Below are 17,380 nucleotides of genomic sequence, written 5' to 3'. Positions count from 1 at the left end.
TCCGCTCCCGAGCGCAGCCCCAGCCACCATGCAAGACGCTACCGTTTACCTGAACGGCGAATTCACGCCGTTGTCCGAAGCCCGTATCTCCGTCCTCGACCGCGGCTTCATCTTCGGCGATGGCATCTACGAAGTCATTCCCCTTTACGGCGGCAAGCCGTTCCGTGCCGCGCAGCACCTGGCGCGGCTGGCGCGCAGCCTGGAGGCGATCGGCATGCGCAATCCGCATGACGAGGCCGGCTGGATGGCGCTGATCGGACGGGTGGCCGAGGCCAACGGCGCGCGCGCCGACCAGATGATCTACCTGCAGGTGACGCGCGGCGTGGCCAAGCGCACCCATGCCTTTCCGCGCGAGGCCGAGCCCACCGTGTTCATCATGAGCAGTCCGATGGCGCTGCCGCCGGCCCAGGCGCGTGAACGCGGCGTGGCCTGCGTGACGATGGAAGACCGGCGCTGGCTGCACTGCCACATCAAGTCGACCTCGCTGCTGGGCAATGTGCTGGCGGCGCAGTATGCCGCCGAGCAGGAAGTCACCGAGGCGATCCAGTTCCGCGACGGCTGGCTGACCGAGGCTTCCTCGTCCAACGTCTGGATCGTCAAGGATGGCACGGTCAGCGCGCCGCCCAAGGATGCGCTGATCCTGGAGGGCATCCGCTATGGCCTGATCGAGGAGCTGTGCGCGGCGGCGGACATTCCCCTGGTGTCCCGGCGCATCGCGCGCGAGGAAGTCTTTGCTGCGGACGAGGTGCTGCTGTCATCGGCGAGCAAGGAGATCCTGCCGGTGGTCTCCATCGATGGCAAGACGGTCGGGGCGGGCGTGCCCGGCCCGGTATTCGCCCGCCTTTACGCTGGCTACCAGGCAGCCAAGGCGGCCTGAGCCGCGCTCCCGCCCGCACGGCCTGACGCACCGGCGCGCCAGGGTCTATGCTTCGGGAGCGGCCGCTGGCCGTCCCGGCATCCTTCCCGGCAGGGAGGCGCCGGCCACGACAGGCAAGAGGAGGATCAGCCATGTCTCTGCCGATGTACGACGTTTCCATCCCGGCCTTCCTGCGCGGCTTCCGCAACCTGCGCGCCGTGCTCGACAAGGGCGTGGCGCATGCGGAATCGACCGGATTCAATCCCGCGGAACTGCTGCAGGCCCGGCTCTACGTCGATATGTATCCGCTGGTCGGGCAGGTGCAGCGTGCCAGCGATACCGCCAAGGGATGCGCCGCGCGGCTGGCGGGCATCGAGGCGCCGGCCTTTGCCGACAACGAAGCGAGCCTGCACGATCTGCACGCGCGCATCGACAAGACGGTCGCCTTCCTCGAAAGCGTGACGCCGATGCAGCTGGAGGGCAGCGAGGAGCGCATCATCGAACTGAAGCTGCGCCCCGAGCCGGTGCGTTTCAGCGGCAAGGCCTATCTGCTGGAGTTCGCGCTGCCGAACTTCTATTTCCACCTGACCACGGCCTACGACATCCTGCGCCACCGGGGCGTGCCGCTCGGCAAGCGCGATTATCTCGGGCTGCAGTAGTCTGGGCGGCGTCAACCGCGCGTGGCGTACGCGGCGCCTGTGCCGGCGAAGCCCCGCCGGCACAGGCGCCTTACCGGCCCCTCTGGTATACTCTCTGCCTTCGCAGCGATCGGAGGCGACCGGCGCATGCCGAGGAAACGCCCCACGGCAAGGCCCTGGCGTGCCGCGCTGCCATTCTCCGACGATCACCGAGGACCGCCGCCCTGGCGCCGGTCGCCGACAACACGTGACGGCCCTGCGGGCCGCTAAGCATGACCTACGCTGTCAAGGAAATCTTCTATACGCTGCAGGGCGAAGGCGCCAATGCGGGCCGCGCGGCGGTGTTCTGCCGTTTCGCGGGCTGCAATCTCTGGAGCGGCCGTGAAGAGGACCGCGGCAGCGCCGTCTGCCAGTTCTGCGACACCGATTTCGTCGGCACCGACGGCACGCTCGGCGGCAAGTACCGCGATGCCGCAGCGCTGGCCGCGGCCGTCGCCTCCGAATGGCCGCAGGGCAAAGGCGGGCGGCCGCTGGTCGTCTGCACCGGCGGCGAGCCGCTGCTGCAGCTGGACGCGCCGCTGATCGCCGCGCTGCATGCGCAGGGCTTCGAGATCGCCATCGAGACCAATGGCACCATCGCCGTGCCGGACGGTATCGACTGGGTTTGCGTCAGCCCCAAGATGGGTTCGGAACTGGTCGTCACGCGCGGCCACGAACTCAAGGTGGTGATCCCCCAGGACGGCCAGGATTTCGCGGCATACGAGCGGCTGGATTTCCAGCATTATCTGGTGCAGCCGATGGACGGCCCGCTGGCGAGAGAGAATACGGCCGCCGCGGTGGCGTTCTGCCAGCGGCATCCGCGCTGGCGCCTGTCGCTGCAAACGCATAAGCTGCTCGGCATCCGCTGAGCGCCGCCCCTGGATCGCTGGCGCGGGCCGCGCCGCGACCGGGTCGCGGCCAAGTCCCAGGAACCCATGAACAAGCAAGTCTCGATCACCCGCCGGCTGGAATTCGATTCCGGCCACCGCATTCCCAACCACTGCGGGCAATGCCGCAACATCCACGGGCACCGCTATCGCCTCGACCTCACGCTGTCGGGCGAGGTCCTGCATCGTGAAGGCGCGTCCGACGACGGCATGATCCTGGATTTCGGCGACATCAAGACGCTGGCCAACGAGCATCTGGTGTCCCAATGGGACCACGCCTTCCTGATCTACCGCGGCGACACGGCCCTGCTGAATTTCCTGCAGTCGATGGAAGGGCACAAGACCGTGGTGCTGGACGCCATCCCGACCGTGGAGAACCTGGCCCAGATCGCCTTCGACATGCTCGCCCCGGTGTTCAAGGACTGCTTCGGCCATCACCTGCAGCTGACGCGCCTGGTCCTGTTCGAGACGCCGAACTGCTGGGCCGAGGTGACCGCGGCGATCAGCCTGCCGGCGCAGGACTGAGGCGGCCCGGTCATGGATGAGGCGGCCCTGAGCAGCAGCCCGCAAGGGCCGCAAGCCGATGCCGAGCGCGACCGCCACTATATGCGTGCCGCGCTGGAAGAAGCGCGCCTGGCCGAAGCGGCCGGCGAGGTGCCGGTGGGCGCCGTGGTGGTGTGGAACGACACCATCATCGCGCGCGGCCACAACCTGCCGATCCGTTCGGTCGATCCCTCCGCGCACGCCGAGATGCAGGCGCTGCGTGCAGCCGCCAAGGTGCTCGACAACTATCGGCTGCCCGAGTGCGAGCTTTATGTCACGCTCGAGCCCTGCGCCATGTGCAGCGGCGCCATCCTGCACGCGCGCCTGCGCCACGTGGTGTTCGGCGCCAGCGATCCCAAGACCGGCGCGGCCGGCAGCGTGGTCAACCTGTTCGAGCAGGCGCTGCTGAACCACCAGACCACTGTGACCGGAGGCGTGCTGGCCGAGGAGTGCGGCGGCCTGCTGAAGGACTTCTTCGGGGCGCGCCGGCGTGCCCAGAAGGCTGCGCAGAAAGCGGCGCAGAAGGCCGCCCAGGCGGCCGCGGGGCAGGGCGCGCCGGAAGCCGGCGGCGGGTCCGTGCCGCAGCCGTGTGCACATTGCGCTGCGCCGGATACTGCCGAGGCGCCGCCTGAGCCCTGAGCCCTGAGCCCTCGCCGCGCACGCGGCCACGTCCCACGCATCTCCAACGACACCACCGACGCTACCGACGCTACCGACGCTACCGACGCATGAGCCTGCCCGACACCACGCCGCATACTGAAGTCAGACTGATCGCCTCCTCGGGATATCCGCACGACGTGGCCATCGCCGCGCGCGGCTGCGCCTGGCTCAAGGCGCACGGCTACCATGTCGGCAATCCCGATATCCTGGCGCGCCGCTACCTGCGTTTCGGCGGCACCGACGAGGAGCGTCTGGCAGACCTGCACGCGATCGGCACCGGCGCCGCCGGTGAACTGACGCTGGCGGTGCGCGGCGGCTACGGCATCGCGCGTCTGCTCGACCGCGTCGATTTCACCCGCATCGCCGCGCAGGCGGGCGCCAGCGGCACGCCCATCGTCGGCCACAGCGACTTCACCGCATTCCAGCTGGCCTACCTGGCCCGCACCGGCGGCGTGACCTTCGCCGGCCCGATGCTGCTGGCCGATTTCGGCGGCGAGCAGGTCGACCCCTTCATGTGGCGCCACTTCGAGGGCGTGCTGCACGACCCGGCCTATCGCATCGAGGTGGCCGCGCCCCAGCATCAGCCCCAGGGCCAGGCCTTCACCGGCAGCGTGTCGGGCATGCTGTGGGGCGGCAACCTCGCCATGCTGTGCAGCCTGCTCGGCACGCCCTACATGCCGGCGGTGCAAGGCGGCATCCTGTTCCTGGAGGATGTGAACGAACCGCCTTACCGCGTCGAGCGCATGCTGATCCAGCTGATGCAGGCCGGCGTGCTGGGGGCCCAGCGGGCCGTGCTGCTGGGCGACTTCTCCAACTATCGCGTGACCGACTACGATAACGGCTACGACATGCCCGCCGTGGTGTCCTACCTGCGTGAGCAGCTGGCGCTGCCGGTACTGACCGGATTGCCCTTCGGTCACTGCGCGCGCAAGCTGACCCTGCCGGTCGGCGGGCAGGCGACGCTGGAGGCGGGTGCCGAGGGCTTCACCCTGTCGCTGTCGGACTATCCGACCCTGGCGCCGCGGGCCTGAGCGCTCGGCACGGGCAGCGTTCCGGTTCCCGACGCCGCCCGCCACTGCTCGCCATTGGCCGCCGGACACCTGCGTCCCGCGTCCGGCAATGGTAGAATTACAGGTTGTTCTTCATATGCCGCTATCCGGCGCGCCAGGTTGCTGAACCGGCCGTCCGATCGGCGTGGCCGCCGGCGGTGCGACGCGCGCACCGCCCATTCCGGCAGGCCAGGCAAACCAGGCGCCGCGCGCCATCTCTCCCTACAAGGTTCCAGACGTGCTCTCTACCGCAAACATCACCATGCAGTTCGGCCCCAAGCCGCTGTTCGAGAATATCTCGGTCAAGTTCGGCGAAGGCAACCGATACGGCCTGATCGGCGCGAACGGTTGCGGCAAGTCTACCTTCATGAAGATCCTGGGCGGCGACCTCGAACCTAGCTCGGGCAACGTCATGCTCGAGCCGGGCGTGCGCCTGGGCAAGCTGCGCCAGGACCAGTTCGCCTATGAAGACATGCGCGTACTGGACGTGGTGATGATGGGCCATACCGAGATGTGGGCCGCCGCGCAGGAGCGCGACGCCATCTACGCCAATCCGGAAGCCACCGACGAAGACTACATGAAGGCCGCCGAGCTGGAAGCCAAGTATGCCGAGTATGACGGCTACACGGCCGAAGCGCGTGCGGGCGAGCTGCTGCTGGGCGTCGGCATCCCGACCGAGCAGCACCAGGGCAAGATGAGCGGGGTCGCGCCGGGCTGGAAGCTGCGCGTGCTGCTGGCACAGGCCCTGTTCTCGAACCCGGACGTGCTGCTGCTCGACGAACCGACCAACAACCTGGATATCAACACGATCCGCTGGCTGGAGACCGTGCTCAACGAGCGCAATTCCACCATGATCATCATCTCCCACGATCGCCACTTCCTGAACTCGGTCTGCACCCACATGGCCGACATGGACTACGGCACGCTCAAGGTCTACCCGGGCAACTACGACGACTACATGGAAGCGTCGATGCAGGCCCGCGAGCGCCAGATGGCCGCCAACGCGCGCGCCAAGGAGCGCATCAGCGAACTGCAGGACTTCGTGCGCCGCTTCTCGGCCAACAAGTCCAAGGCGCGCCAGGCGACCTCGCGTGCCAAGCAGATCGAGAAGATCAAGGTCGAGGACATCAAGCCGTCGTCGCGCCAGAACCCCTTCATCCGCTTCGAGTTCGAGAAGAAGCTGCACAACCTGGCAGTGGAGGTGGAAGGCATCACCAAGTCCTACGATCGCAAGATCATCGACAACCTGTCGATGGCGATCCAGGCCGGCGAGCGCGTGGCCATCATCGGCGAAAACGGCGCGGGCAAGACCACGCTGCTGCGCAGCCTGCTGAACGGCGCCGTCCAGACCGGTGTGCAGCGTGGCGTCGAAGTCGATCGTGGCGCGGTCAAGTGGGCCGAGAACGCCAATGTGGGCTACATGCCGCAGGACACCTACGAGGAATTCCCCGAGGACCGCGACGTGATGGACTGGATGAGCCAGTGGACGCAGGCCGGCGACGACGAAACCTCGCTGCGCGGCACGCTCGGCCGCCTGCTGTTCTCGGCCGACGACATCAAGAAGTCGGTCAAGGTGCTGTCCGGTGGCGAGAAGGGCCGCATGATCTGGGGCAAGCTGATGCTGGGCCGCCACAATGTGCTGGCGCTGGACGAGCCGACCAACCACATGGACATGGAATCGATCGAGTCGATGCAGATCGCGCTGGACAAGTTCCAGGGCACGCTGATCTTCGTCTCGCACGACCGCGAATTCGTCAGCGGCCTGGCCACGCGCGTGATCGAAGTGCGCACCGATGGCACGCTGACCGACTACCTGGGTACGTATGACGAGTACCTGGAGTCGCAGGGTATCAACGGCTGAGCGCGGGGCCGCACGATCTGCCGCTGGTCCGGCGGATCGCCGCCGCAAGAAGAAGGGTCGCCTCGGGCGGCCCTTTTTTCATGGCTTCGCTACAATCGCGGACACGCCCGCCACCCCGTCCGTGGCAGCGCGGCCTGCGCTGCCTTGCCGAGGGGCCGGCGCTAGCCGCCGGATGGCGGCGCCACGCCGACGGCCAGCAGGCGGTCCAGCTCCGCCATCAGTGCCAGCGCGGCCGGCGCGCCGCGCGCCTTCTCCAGCGCGACGTGGAACGGCTCGCGCAGGGCGGCCAGTTCCTGCAGGTTGGCCGCCTTCTCCACCTTGACCTGCAGCAGATAGCCGCGCAGGCCCAGTTGCTGGCCGATGGTCTCGGTGTAGAAGCGGTAGAGGCGGCGATAGCCGTCGGCGGCGGCCGGTTCGCTGCCGGCATGCGCCGCGGGCCTGGCCGCGGCGACTCCGGGGACCGGCGGGTTTGCGGGCGGGATGTCAGAGGCAGGGTCCGGGGCGGGGTCCGGCGCGGCGGGCGCGATCAGGCCGGCTTCGAGCAGCGCGGCGAGGGCGCCGGCATCGATGCCGAGGCTGCCCAGCTGTGCCAGCAGTTCGCTGCGCGGCCGCTGGCCGTTGACCAGCAGCAGCAGCGCGCGCAGCCTGTGCTCCAGCCGGCGCTCCCTGGTACGGATCTCGTCGTGCCCCGCGGCGGTCTTGAGGTAGACCGGATCATCCATGCCGGCGTCTCCTTCGGCGTTGAGTCTGGCGGCCTCGCCGGGCGGTGCGGGCAAGCCCGGGCTTGCCGTGCCATCCGGGGGCGGAATTCTGTTGTTCGATAACCGGCTGCCTGCGCACGTCGGAGTGCTTTTTGATTATCTTATGGGGCTGGCGCGCCGGAAAATCCGAACGGCTTTCCGCTCTACAATGAGGTGCTCCATAAAAGTAACAAAGATTGCGATCGCCGATTCACTTACCTGAGAACTGTGGCCATGCAACAACGAGACAAACTCTTCATCAATGGTAAATGGGTGGCCCCGCACGGCGCGGGCCACATCGATGTCATCCATTCCGCCACCGAGGCGGTGATGGGCCGGATTCCCGAAGGCAGCACCCGTGATGCCGAGGACGCCATCCTGGCGGCCCGTGCCGCGTTCGATGGCTGGGCCGCCACGCCGGCGGCGGTGCGCGCCGAGTACATCCGCAAGATTGCCGAGGGCCTGAAGGCGCGCAGCGAGGAACTGGCGCAGCTGATCGCCGGCGAGGTGGGCATGCCGATCAAGATGGCGCGCGCGATCCAGGTCGGCGGCCCGGTCTACAACTGGGGCCAGGCGGCCAAGCTGCTGGAGAACTTCCACTTCGAGGAGGAGGTCGGCAATTCCCTGGTGGTGCGCGAGCCGGTCGGTGTGGTGGCGGCGATCACGCCGTGGAACTACCCGCTCAACCAGATCACGCTGAAGGTCGCACCGGCGCTGGCGGCGGGCTGCACGGTGGTGCTGAAGCCGTCCGAGGTGGCGCCGCTCAACGCCTTCGTGCTGGCCGAGGTGATCGAGGCCGCCGGCCTGCCGCCGGGCGTGTTCAACCTGGTGACCGGCTTCGGTCCGGTGGTCGGCGAGGTGCTGGCCAGCCACCCGGAAGTCGACATGGTGTCCTTCACCGGTTCCACCCGCGCCGGCAAGCGCGTGTCGGAACTGGCCTCCCAGACGGTCAAGCGGGTCGCGCTGGAGCTGGGTGGCAAGTCGGCCTCGGTGATCCTGGACGATGCCGACCTGGCGGCCGCGGTCAAGGGCAGCGTCAGCGCCTGCTTCCTGAACTCCGGCCAGACCTGTTCGGCCCACACCCGCATGCTGGTGCCGCGCGCCCGCTACGAAGAGGCCAAGACCATCGCCAAGCAGGTGGCCGAAGCCTTCACCGTGGGGGATCCGCTGCAGGAAAGCACCAAGCTCGGACCGCTGATCTCCGCCACGCAGCGCGAGCGCGTGACCGGCTACATCCGCCGCGGCGTCAACGAAGGTGCCGAACTGGTGACCGGTGGTCCGGATGCGCCGGCGGGCCTGGACAAGGGCTTCTACGTCAAGCCGACGGTCCTGGGCAACGTCGATCCGCGCGCGACCGTGGCACAGGAGGAAATCTTCGGACCGGTGCTGTCGATCATCTGCTACGACACCGAGGAAGAGGCCGTGCGCATCGCCAACGACAGCATCTACGGCCTGGGCGGCGGCGTGTGGTCGGGTGACGAAGCGCGCGCCGTGCGCGTGGCGCGCCGCATCCGTACCGGCCAGGTCGACATCAACGGCGGCCCCTTCAATATGTCGGCGCCGTTCGGCGGCTACAAGCAGTCGGGCAACGGCCGCGAGGCCGGCAAGTACGGCCTGGAGGAGTTCCTCGAGTACAAGTCGCTGCAATTCAAGAAGCCGGCGGCCTGAGTCCCGCCCCGGGGACGCGGGTGTGCCGCCCCGGCGGCGCGTCCGCCGTGCCCCTCCCGCTCCGATGCCCGGCTTGTCCGGGCATTTTTCCTGGACCGGGCCTGGGCGATAATGCGCGGACGAGAAATAGTGTCCCGATTCTGCAATTCGTCAACGAACTTGTGATTCAGGACATCGAACAGGTCCGCAAGGGGAGGGCGATCGATGCGCTGGTGGAGACGGCTGGGCTGGCTGATGCTGGCGATGGTGGTGCTGGGCCTGGTCGGGGCGCTGTGCGCCTATGTCTGGTACCGGCAGGCCTCGCAGCCGCAGGTGGCGGGCACGCTGCGCCTGCCCGGCCTGCGCGACACCGTCAGCATCGTGCGCGATCGCCATGGCGTGCCCCATATCGAGGCCGCCGATTCCCTCGATGCCTACTTCGGGCTGGGCTACGCCCATGCGCAGGACCGCCTGTGGCAGATGCAGATGAGCAAGCGCATCGTGGCCGGCCGGCTGGCCGAGGTGCTGGGCCCGTCGGCGCTGGATACGGACCGCTTCCTGCGCACGCTGGGCGTGCGCCGCAACGCGGAAGCCATCCTGGCGCAGAGTTCCGCGCCCACCCGCGCCGCGCTGCAGGCCTATGCCGATGGCGTCAATGCTTTCATCGACCACGGCAAAGGGCCGCTGCCGCCCGAGTTCCTGATCCTGCGCACCCGCCCGGAGCACTGGGAGCCCGCCGACAGCCTGGGCTGGCAGACCATGATGGCCTGGGACCTGGGCGCCAACTGGACGCAGGAAGTCCTGCGCATGGGGCTGTCGCAGGCCTTGCCGGTCTCGCGCATCAATGAACTGCTGGCCCCCTATCCCGGCGAGGCGCCGCTGCGCACGCTCGACTACGGTGCGCTGTACCGCCGCCTGGCGCCGCTGCAGAGCGCCATGGCGTCGGTGGTCGCGCGCGCGCCGGCCGGCTTCGTGGAGGGGATGGGATCGAACAACTGGGTGGTGTCCGGCGCCCACACGCGTTCGGGCAAGCCGCTGCTGGCCAATGACCCGCATCTCGGCCTGCAGGCGCCCGCCCTGTGGTACCTGGCCCAGCTGCGCGCGCCCGGCCTCGACGTCAGCGGGGCCACGCTGCCCGGGGCCCCGGTGGTGGTGCTGGGCCACAACCAGCGCATTGCCTGGGGCTTCACCAATACCGCGCCGGACGTGCAGGACCTTTATATCGAACACGTCCAGCCGGGGGACCCGGGCCGCTACCAGACTCCGACCGGCTGGGCCGAGTTCGACAAGCGGCAGGAAGTGATCCACGTGAAGGGCGCGGCGGATGTCGTGCTGACCGTGCGCACGTCGCGCCACGGCCCGGTGATCTCCGACGTGGCCGAGCCGCTGGCCACGGCCGCGGCGCCGCTGGGCGCTCAGTTCGTGGTGGCAATGCAGTGGACCGCGCTGCGCCCGGACGACCGCACGCTGCAGGCCGGCCTTGCCATCAATACCGCCAGCGACTGGAACGGCTTCGTCAATGCGCTGCGCGACTTCCACTCGCCGCAGCAGAACATCGTCTATGCCGACGTGGACGGCAATATCGGCTTCATCGCGCCGGGACGGGTGCCGATCCGCCGGCCCGACAACGACCTGCACGGGCTGGCGCCGGCACCGGGATGGGACCCGCGCTATGACTGGGTCGGCTTCATCCCCTTCGACAAGCTGCCGCGGCGCTACAACCCGCCCGAGGGCGTGATCGTCACCGCCAACCAGAAGATCGTCGAGCCGGACTATCCGTACTTCATCACCAGCGAATGGACCGTGCCCTACCGCGCCCAGCGCATCCGCACGCTGCTCGATGCCACCGCGCGGCATACGCCTGACAGCTTCGCGGCGATCCAGAAGGACCAGGTCTCGCTGGCGGTGCGCGATGCGCTGCCGCTGCTGCTGGCCTCGCGCGCGGCCACCGATGCCTGGCGCGTGCCGCGCGAACGCGCGCTGCTGGACGCGCTGCGCAAATGGGATGGCGACATGCAGGCGGACCGTGCCGAGCCGCTGGTGGCGACGGCCTGGATGCGCGAGCTGTCGCGCGTGCTGTTCGAGGACAAGGTAGGCCAGGCCCTGTTCCGCCGCCTGTGGGAGCAACGCAACGTGCAGCAGGCCACGCTCAATATCCTGCGCGATCCGGAAGGCCTGGGCGCGTTCTGGTGCGATGCCGTCGCCAGTCCCGAGAGGCAGAGCTGCGACGACGCGATCTCGACCGCCTGGCAGCGCGCGATCGACGATCTGGACCGGCGCTACGGCGACAAGCCGGAGCGCTGGCAATGGGGCATCGCGCATACGGCGCGCGCCGAACACCGGCCGTTCGGCAAGGTGCCCTACCTGGCCGACCTGTTCGATATCAAGGTGCCGACCGGCGGCGACACCTATACGGTCAATGTCGGCCGCCACAGCCTGCGCAACGAGGCTGCGCCCTTCGAGAGCGTGCACGCGGCGAGCCTGCGCGCCATCTACGACCTGTCCGACCTGGGCGCGGCGCGTTTCATCGATTCGACCGGCCAGTCGGGCAATGTGCTGTCGCGGCACTATCGCGACTGGACCGACAAGTGGGCAGCGGTGCAGTACATCTCGCTGGACCCCGGCCAGTTCAAGCGCGGCAGCACGGCCTTCGATACCTTGATCCTCAAGCCGGAGGCGCGCCGCTGACCTGGCGCGTGCGCGCCGCGGCCTGCCTGGCGCCGATTGCCTGGCGCCGATTGCCTGGCGCCCGGGCGGCCCCAGGCTGCGCTCAGGCGGCATACAGGCGCGGACGGCGCTCGCGCCAAGGCATCGCCTGTTCCAGCGCGGCCGCCACCTGCAGCAGCGTGGCTTCATCGCACATCGGCGCGGCAAACTGCACGCCGAGCGGCAGCCCGCCCGACATGCCGAGCGGCAGCGACAGCGCCGGCGTGCCGGTGACATTGAACAAGGGCGTGAAGGGGCAGTAGTCGAACACCTTGTCACACCAGCCGCGCGCATCGAGCGTGGCATCGTCCTGGTCCAGGTAGCCGAGCGGCACGGTCGGCACGCGCGTGACGGGGGTGACCAGCAGGTCGTAGCGCTCGAAGAAGCCGCCGAGCGCGCGTGAAACGGCGTTCATGCCGGCCAGGGCCAGTTCCAGGTCGAGCGCCTTCAGTGCCAGGCCGTGCTCGATGCAGGCGCGCGTGCAGGCTTCCACGCCGCTGCCGTCGTAGGGCCGGCCGATGGCCTGGCCGGTGCCTAGCGCCGCGGCGGCCAGGAACGACGTCCAGGCCGTCCGGTTGGCGCTGGCCAGTGATTCCGCACAGTACTCCGGGCTGGCGAACTCCACGTGGTGGCCCATCGATTCCAGGGTACGCGCCGCTTGCAGCGTGGCGGCAATGCAATCGGGGTGGGTTTCGGCGCTGCCCGGGAAGCGCGTCGAGACGGCGACGCGCAGGCGCCGCAACGGGGCGGCAATGGCGTCCGCGTAGGGCAGCGCCGGTGCTTCGATGCGGAACGGCGCGCCGCTGTCGGGTCCGCTCACGGCATCGAGGACCGCGGCGCAGTCGCGCACGGTGCGCGTCAGCACGAACTCGATGCCCAGGCCCAGCAGGGGCAGGCCGTAGTCGGGCCCGGCGGGCGTGCGCCCGCGCGAGGGTTTGAGACCGACCAGCCCGCAGGCGGCCGCCGGGATGCGGATCGAGCCGCCACCGTCATTGGCGTGCGCCACCGGGACGATGCCGGCGGCCACGGCGGCGGCCGCGCCACCGCTGGAGCCGCCCGCGCTGTGCCCGGGTTCCCAAGGATTGCGGGTGGGGCCGTGCAAGCGGCATTCGGTGGTGGCATTGAAGCCGAACTCCGGCGTGGCGGTGCGGCCGAAGGCAGCGAAGCCGGCGCGGCGGAAGCGCGCCATCAGCTCGGAATCGGTGGCCGGGACGATGCCCCCGCCCGTCATGCGCGAACCGCTGTCGCAGGGAATGCCGCGCGCATGCAGCACCAGGTCCTTGAGCAGGAAGGGGACGCCGGCGAAGGGGCCCTCGCTCGCATGTTCCAGCGCGGCGGGGAAGATGTCGATCAGGGCGTTGAGCGCTGGATTGAGCTGCCGGGCCGCGGCCCGCGCCGCTTCCATGACTTCGCTTGCGGACACATGTCCGGCACGGATCTGCTGCGCGAGCGCGGTCGCGTCCAGGCTTGCGTAGTCGCTGATTTGCATTGGGTGTCGCCTCCAGTCGTTGTCGTGAGCGGGCCGGTGCGGCCGCCGCAGGCATTGAAGCAGCGCGACGCGAGGGCGCCTACCGTTCAATTGGAGGAGGGAGGGCCGGCCCGGCCGGCGCAGCGGCGGCGGTCAGCCCAGCAGGCGCGAGGCGAGGGCGCCCTTGTCCGATACCTCCAGCTTGGCGTAGGCCTGGCGCAGGTGGTGCCTGACCGTGGTCGGCGCGATGCCGAGCCGGCGCGCGACTTCCTTGTGCGACAGCCCGCTGCCGAACAGGCGCGCCACCGCCAGCTCGCGCGGTGCCAGCAGGTCGCCGGGCGCCGGTGGACTGGCGCGCACCAGCAGCAGGTCGCCTTCCGGCTCCCAGCTGAGCCGGATGCGCGCGTTGGCCAGGTGGCCGCCGGTGCCCGGCTGCAACCGCAGCCGCAGCGGCTCTGGCAGGGCGGGCCCGTGCCACCCCGGCCACGCCTGCTGCAATTGCGCGAGGAAGCTGGCATCCGCATGCAGGATGCGGCCCCAGGCATCCGCCAGCGCTGCCGCCTGTGGCACCGCGGCCGTATCGTGCACGGCGCGCATGGCACGCAGGCGGCATTGGCGATTGTGGTCGAGCGCGGCGTCCAGGTGGCCGATCACGCAAGCCATCAGGCGCACATCGCGTTCGGCGTAGGGCCGGCGGCCCGGCGCGCGGTAGAGCGACAGATGCGTGGCGCGGCGCGCCGGCAGCGCGACCTGCGCGCCGCACAGCACGTGGCGGATGCGTTGGCGCGCGCACAGGATCCGCATCGGCGCCGGCAGGGGCGCGTGGCGCACGCACAGCGCGACCGCGTGGCCGGCATGTCCGGCATGCCCGCCAGGCCCTGCGGCGAGCGCGACCAGCGGGTCGTCGGCCTTGCATTGCTCCCACTCGGCCACGAAGTCCGGCGCGGTGTCCAGCGTCTGGCTGCTGTGCAGCGACGGCCCGCCCGGCGTGAGGGTCGAACAGCCCAGCCAGGCGCTGTCGAAATCGATGAACTCGCGCAACAAGCCCAGCACCTGCCGTTCGAAGGCACCGATCGGCTCGTGCAGGGCCAGGCGGTAGAGCGGCAGCAGCAGGCGGCTGACACTCGCGGCAAGCCGCAGCTCGCGCGAGGTTTCACCAACGGCCGGGCCGGCAGGGTGCTGGATCATCGTGGTCTCCCGCGGGCACTCGTTCGGTGCCGCTTGGTCATGGTGCGTGGGCGGCTGGCACGGAACGGCGGGCGTTCAACAAGCGGTGCGCGCCGCGGGCCCTGCCGGAACGGCGCTCCCGCATGCCGGCCGGCGTCGACGCCGGTGGCACCACCGGGCGGCGTCTATGCCGTTTCCCACTGGCAGGATTCTGCCCCATCCGGCGGTGGCGCATACCGTTTTCGGCACGATGACGGTGCCAGCGCGCAGCTGGGCGCCGGCCGGGCCGCCGCGCGCAGGGGGGCGCGGCGACGGAGCCGGCTCAGCGCGGGCGGAAGCGCCGTGCGGTGCCCTCACGCGTGATGCGCTCCCACACCACCTGCTTTTCCCCGTCGCTCAGGAAGACCCAGTTGCTGACCTCGGCGGCGGTCCGTCCGCAGCCCTGGCAGATCTCGTCGAACAGGGTCGAGCAGATGCCGATGCACGGACTGTCCGGCCGGTCGAACAACTGCTCGTCACCCGCGGCGTGCGGAGCGACGGGGGAAAGCGGCTGGAGATCTTGTGAATCGGACGGCATGCGGAAGACGGGGAGGGCGGGTGCCGGAGTGGATCGGGGGCACATTATACGTGCCCCGGCGTCAGGGGCCGCCTCGCGCAGGGCAGGACAAGCCCGAGCCAGGCGCGGCCAGGGGCACCGGTCCGCGCCGTCCGGCGGGATGACTTCGCGGGTAATTGAGAGCAGTTCGGGGCAGGCCTAGGCTGTAGCCATCCGCCAAGCCAACCTGGAGACACATCATGCCCCACGATTCCGCCGCGATCGATGCCGCGCCAGCCGTCGACGACCGCATCCGCTCCGTGGTCGACACCGTCCTGCTGGGCTCGCCGGTGGCGCGCGCCCTGGGCGTGCGGCTGCACCGGCTGGAAATCGACCACATGGAACTGCTGCTGCCGTTCCATGCCGACCTCGTCACCCATGGCGATACCGTGCACGGCGGCGTGATCGCCACGCTGGTGGACATCTGCGGCGCCGCCGCGGCCGGCTCCGGCGCCGATGCCGGGACGCTGCAGGGCGGGGCGACCAGTTCGCTGGCGCTGCAGTACCTGGCGCCAGCGCGCGGCACCGACCTGCTGGCGATCGCGCGGGTGCTGCGCCGTGGCCGCAAGCAGGTCGCCACCGATATAACGGTCCATGCGGGCGGCAGCGACGGCGAACTGGTGGCGAAGGCGCTGATGGGCAGCGTGCTGTTCTAACCCGACGCCCGCGTGGCCTCCGCTCGGCGGCCACCGCTCGGAGCCTCTCGATTTCGCATATTAAGCAATTAACGGCCAGCTTTTTTCAACACATCGGAAACGGCTACGCCGGGGCTCACAGACAAGGTGGGGCAGGATCAGGCCGGGTTTTGGGGAAGCTTGGGGAAGGTGGGGACACTGTTAGAGCGGGCATCGGCCGCTCTCCGGGCGCGAATGGCGCCGATGGCCGTCACCGGCTGTCCCGGATGGGGGCAGTCGGCCGCGAACGGCTATCAGTCAGCAAGCGTTCGCGGCCATGTCCGGCCTGCGCCGGGGCCTGGCCTCAGGCCCGCCAGCCGCCCTCGAGGCAGGCGAGGGCGGCCGCTACGATCAGTACTTCCACAGGATCTTCTGCAGTTCCTTCGGATCGTTGGTCTTGGTCAGCGCCAGCGCCATCAGGATGCGGGCCTTCTGCGGCAGCTGGTCGTCGGTGACGATCCAGTCGTACTTGTCGTCCGGCTGCTCGGCATTGCGGATCACCACGCCGCTGCCGGTGCGCGAGGCGCGCACGATCTGCACGCCCTTGGCACGCGCGGCCTTGAGCGGCTCGACCATGTAGTCGCCCACGCTGCCATTGCCGGTGGCCGCGAAGACGATGGCCTTGGCGCCGTTCTTGACGGCCGCGTCGACGCTGGCCGGGTTCACGTTGCCGTAGGCGTAGACGATGGCGACTTCGGGCAGCTTGTCCAGCTTGTCGATGTCGAACTCGGTCTGCATGGTGTGCGGACGCGCCGGCAGGCGGAAGAACAGGGTGCGGCCCTCGACCACGTAGCCCAGCGGGCCGAACGGCGAGCGGAAGGTCTCGGTCTTGAAAGTATTGCTCTTGGTGACGTCGCGGCCGGTATGGATCTCGTCGTTCAGCACCACCAGCGTGCCCTTGCCGCGCGAATCCGGGTTCGAAGCGACCAGCACCGCGTCATACAGGTTGAGCGCGCCGTCGGCGCCCAGTGCCGTGCCCGGGCGCATCGAGCCGACCACCACCACGGGCTTGTCGCTCTTCAGCGTCAGGTTGAGGAAATAGGCGGTCTCCTCGATGGTGTCGGTGCCGTGGGTGATCACGATACCGTCCACGTCCGGCTGCTTGAGCAGCTCGGAGACGCGCTTGCCCAGCTTCAGCAGGCGCTCGTTGTTGAAGCTCTCCGAACCGATCTGGAAGATCTGCTCGCCCTTCACGTTGGCGACCTTGCTGATCTCCGGCACCGAAGCGATGATCTTGTCGACCGGAACCACGGCCGACTGGTAGGCAGCGGTATTGGTGGCCGAGGCGCCGGCGCCGGCGATGGTGCCGCCGGTGCCGATGATGACGATATTCGCCTTGCGGGCTTCGCTCTGCGCACTGGCCGGCGCGGTCGTGGCAGCGGCCGGGGCCAGTTGCGCCTGCGCGGTGCCGGCGTTCAGGCCGGCGGCCAGCAGCAGGGCGCTGAGGGTGGTGAGACGGGTGAAACGGGTAAAACGCTTCATGATTCTCCTCGTATAGGCATGCGCGGCGGCACCTTGTGGGTGGCCGTCCGCGTCGACTATCGGTCTGGGCAAACCGCACTCCGGCCTGTCTTACAGGAGCCGGTCCGCGCGGAGCCGGAACTATACGGGAGCAGGGGCAAATGTGTCGACATTTGGTAACACGGGGTTTTCCCGTAAAGATGTCGGCGGGGATTGTCGCGCCCGTGGGCGCGGCGCCGACTGTCGGCGCGCCGGTCGCGTCGGCGGCGGCCCGTCATTCGATCCCATCGCGGCATGAGCGATCCCTGCTTCCGCCTCGCCGTGCCGGACGGCCTCGAACCGCTGCTGTCCGCCGCACAGCGGGATGCCGCGCGCCGGTATTCCTGGCT

General features: G+C 69.3%; 15 protein-coding genes. 10 read left to right on the top strand and 5 right to left on the bottom strand.

The window, feature by feature from the left end; all coding sequences use genetic code 11:
- Positions 1 to 28: 28 nt before the first annotated feature.
- From BKK79_RS02640 to BKK79_RS02610, 7 genes are all read left to right on the top strand, one after another.
- A complete protein-coding gene (locus BKK79_RS02640) occupies positions 29 to 877 on the top strand; it encodes a D-amino acid aminotransferase (protein WP_071012534.1) in 849 nt (282 codons plus the stop codon).
- Positions 878 to 1,008: 131 nt separating this feature from the next.
- Entirely contained in the window at positions 1,009 to 1,515 is a 507-nt protein-coding gene (locus BKK79_RS02635) for a DUF1993 domain-containing protein (protein ID WP_071012535.1), read from the top strand.
- A gap of 251 nt (positions 1,516 to 1,766) precedes the next feature.
- Positions 1,767 to 2,402 (top strand): 7-carboxy-7-deazaguanine synthase, encoded by a 636-nt coding sequence (queE, locus tag BKK79_RS02630; protein WP_071012537.1) that lies wholly within the window; start codon positions 1,767 to 1,769, stop codon positions 2,400 to 2,402.
- 66 nt (positions 2,403 to 2,468) lie between these two features.
- On the top strand, positions 2,469 to 2,945 hold the full coding sequence (locus BKK79_RS02625; protein WP_071012539.1) for a 6-pyruvoyl trahydropterin synthase family protein: 477 nt from the start codon (positions 2,469 to 2,471) through the stop codon (positions 2,943 to 2,945).
- Between the two features lie 12 nt (positions 2,946 to 2,957).
- Positions 2,958 to 3,602 carry a tRNA adenosine(34) deaminase TadA gene (tadA, locus tag BKK79_RS02620; RefSeq protein WP_084084456.1) on the top strand — a complete coding sequence of 215 codons (645 nt, stop codon included), beginning with the start codon at positions 2,958 to 2,960 and terminating at the stop codon, positions 3,600 to 3,602.
- 89 nt (positions 3,603 to 3,691) lie between these two features.
- Entirely contained in the window at positions 3,692 to 4,654 is a 963-nt protein-coding gene (gene ldcA, locus BKK79_RS02615) for a muramoyltetrapeptide carboxypeptidase (RefSeq protein ID WP_071037029.1), read from the top strand.
- A gap of 256 nt (positions 4,655 to 4,910) precedes the next feature.
- On the top strand, positions 4,911 to 6,533 hold the full coding sequence (locus BKK79_RS02610) for an ABC-F family ATPase (RefSeq protein WP_071016300.1): 1,623 nt from the start codon (positions 4,911 to 4,913) through the stop codon (positions 6,531 to 6,533).
- 161 nt (positions 6,534 to 6,694) lie between these two features.
- On the opposite strand, the gene BKK79_RS02605 is transcribed toward BKK79_RS02610, so the two are convergent.
- Positions 6,695 to 7,255, bottom strand: coding sequence for a hypothetical protein (locus BKK79_RS02605; RefSeq protein WP_071037028.1), 561 nt, complete (start codon positions 7,253 to 7,255; stop codon positions 6,695 to 6,697).
- A 252-nt stretch (positions 7,256 to 7,507) separates the two neighbouring features.
- On the opposite strand from BKK79_RS02605, the gene BKK79_RS02600 reads away from it, so the two are divergent.
- Together BKK79_RS02600 and BKK79_RS02595 are read left to right on the top strand one after the other, a co-directional pair.
- Entirely contained in the window at positions 7,508 to 8,941 is a 1,434-nt protein-coding gene (locus tag BKK79_RS02600) for an aldehyde dehydrogenase family protein (protein WP_071012543.1), read from the top strand.
- Positions 8,942 to 9,145: 204 nt separating this feature from the next.
- A complete protein-coding gene (locus BKK79_RS02595) occupies positions 9,146 to 11,608 on the top strand; it encodes a penicillin acylase family protein (protein WP_071037027.1) in 2,463 nt (820 codons plus the stop codon).
- An 82-nt stretch (positions 11,609 to 11,690) separates the two neighbouring features.
- Here BKK79_RS02595 and BKK79_RS02590 read toward each other — a convergent pair whose 3' ends face one another.
- The 3 genes from BKK79_RS02590 to BKK79_RS02580 form a co-directional block, all read right to left on the bottom strand.
- The gene (locus tag BKK79_RS02590; RefSeq protein ID WP_071037026.1) at positions 11,691 to 13,115 is read right to left on the bottom strand and encodes an amidase; all 1,425 of its coding nucleotides are present in this window, start codon (positions 13,113 to 13,115) and stop codon (positions 11,691 to 11,693) included.
- Positions 13,116 to 13,247: 132 nt separating this feature from the next.
- Entirely contained in the window at positions 13,248 to 14,282 is a 1,035-nt protein-coding gene (locus tag BKK79_RS02585; RefSeq protein ID WP_071037025.1) for a helix-turn-helix transcriptional regulator, read from the bottom strand.
- Between the two features lie 301 nt (positions 14,283 to 14,583).
- Entirely contained in the window at positions 14,584 to 14,838 is a 255-nt protein-coding gene (locus BKK79_RS02580; RefSeq protein ID WP_071012550.1) for a DUF1289 domain-containing protein, read from the bottom strand.
- 218 nt (positions 14,839 to 15,056) lie between these two features.
- Here BKK79_RS02580 and BKK79_RS02575 point away from each other — a divergent pair, with 218 nt between their 5' ends.
- Complete coding sequence (locus BKK79_RS02575; protein ID WP_071037024.1) at positions 15,057 to 15,512, top strand: PaaI family thioesterase; 456 nt, start codon at positions 15,057 to 15,059, stop codon at positions 15,510 to 15,512.
- Positions 15,513 to 15,881: 369 nt separating this feature from the next.
- Here the strand turns inward: BKK79_RS02575 and BKK79_RS02570 are convergent, their stop codons facing one another.
- On the bottom strand, positions 15,882 to 17,012 hold the full coding sequence (locus tag BKK79_RS02570) for an asparaginase (protein ID WP_071012554.1): 1,131 nt from the start codon (positions 17,010 to 17,012) through the stop codon (positions 15,882 to 15,884).
- Positions 17,013 to 17,380: the final 368 nt, after the last annotated feature.

Origin of the sequence: Cupriavidus sp. USMAA2-4 (assembly GCF_001854305.1) — a bacterium.
In the GTDB taxonomy this organism is placed as follows: domain Bacteria; phylum Pseudomonadota; class Gammaproteobacteria; order Burkholderiales; family Burkholderiaceae; genus Cupriavidus; species Cupriavidus malaysiensis.
The sequence above is the reverse complement of the archived record's forward strand: the minus strand, read 5'-3'. Positions and strand labels throughout refer to the sequence as shown.

What these genes read in the sequence shown, in the direction of transcription:
- BKK79_RS02640 (WP_071012534.1), top strand. Translation starts at nt 29, where the DNA reads ATGCAAGACGCTACCGTTTACCTGAACGGCGAATTCACGCCGTTGTCC.
- BKK79_RS02635 (WP_071012535.1), top strand. Translation starts at nt 1,009, where the DNA reads ATGTCTCTGCCGATGTACGACGTTTCCATCCCGGCCTTCCTGCGCGGC.
- queE (WP_071012537.1), top strand. Translation starts at nt 1,767, where the DNA reads ATGACCTACGCTGTCAAGGAAATCTTCTATACGCTGCAGGGCGAAGGC.
- BKK79_RS02625 (WP_071012539.1), top strand. Translation starts at nt 2,469, where the DNA reads ATGAACAAGCAAGTCTCGATCACCCGCCGGCTGGAATTCGATTCCGGC.
- tadA (WP_084084456.1), top strand. Translation starts at nt 2,958, where the DNA reads ATGGATGAGGCGGCCCTGAGCAGCAGCCCGCAAGGGCCGCAAGCCGAT.
- ldcA (WP_071037029.1), top strand. Translation starts at nt 3,692, where the DNA reads ATGAGCCTGCCCGACACCACGCCGCATACTGAAGTCAGACTGATCGCC.
- BKK79_RS02605 (WP_071037028.1), bottom strand. Translation starts at nt 7,255, where the DNA reads ATGGATGATCCGGTCTACCTCAAGACCGCCGCGGGGCACGACGAGATC.
- BKK79_RS02600 (WP_071012543.1), top strand. Translation starts at nt 7,508, where the DNA reads ATGCAACAACGAGACAAACTCTTCATCAATGGTAAATGGGTGGCCCCG.
- BKK79_RS02595 (WP_071037027.1), top strand. Translation starts at nt 9,146, where the DNA reads ATGCGCTGGTGGAGACGGCTGGGCTGGCTGATGCTGGCGATGGTGGTG.
- BKK79_RS02590 (WP_071037026.1), bottom strand. Translation starts at nt 13,115, where the DNA reads ATGCAAATCAGCGACTACGCAAGCCTGGACGCGACCGCGCTCGCGCAG.
- BKK79_RS02585 (WP_071037025.1), bottom strand. Translation starts at nt 14,282, where the DNA reads ATGATCCAGCACCCTGCCGGCCCGGCCGTTGGTGAAACCTCGCGCGAG.
- BKK79_RS02580 (WP_071012550.1), bottom strand. Translation starts at nt 14,838, where the DNA reads ATGCCGTCCGATTCACAAGATCTCCAGCCGCTTTCCCCCGTCGCTCCG.
- BKK79_RS02575 (WP_071037024.1), top strand. Translation starts at nt 15,057, where the DNA reads ATGCCCCACGATTCCGCCGCGATCGATGCCGCGCCAGCCGTCGACGAC.
- BKK79_RS02570 (WP_071012554.1), bottom strand. Translation starts at nt 17,012, where the DNA reads ATGAAGCGTTTTACCCGTTTCACCCGTCTCACCACCCTCAGCGCCCTG.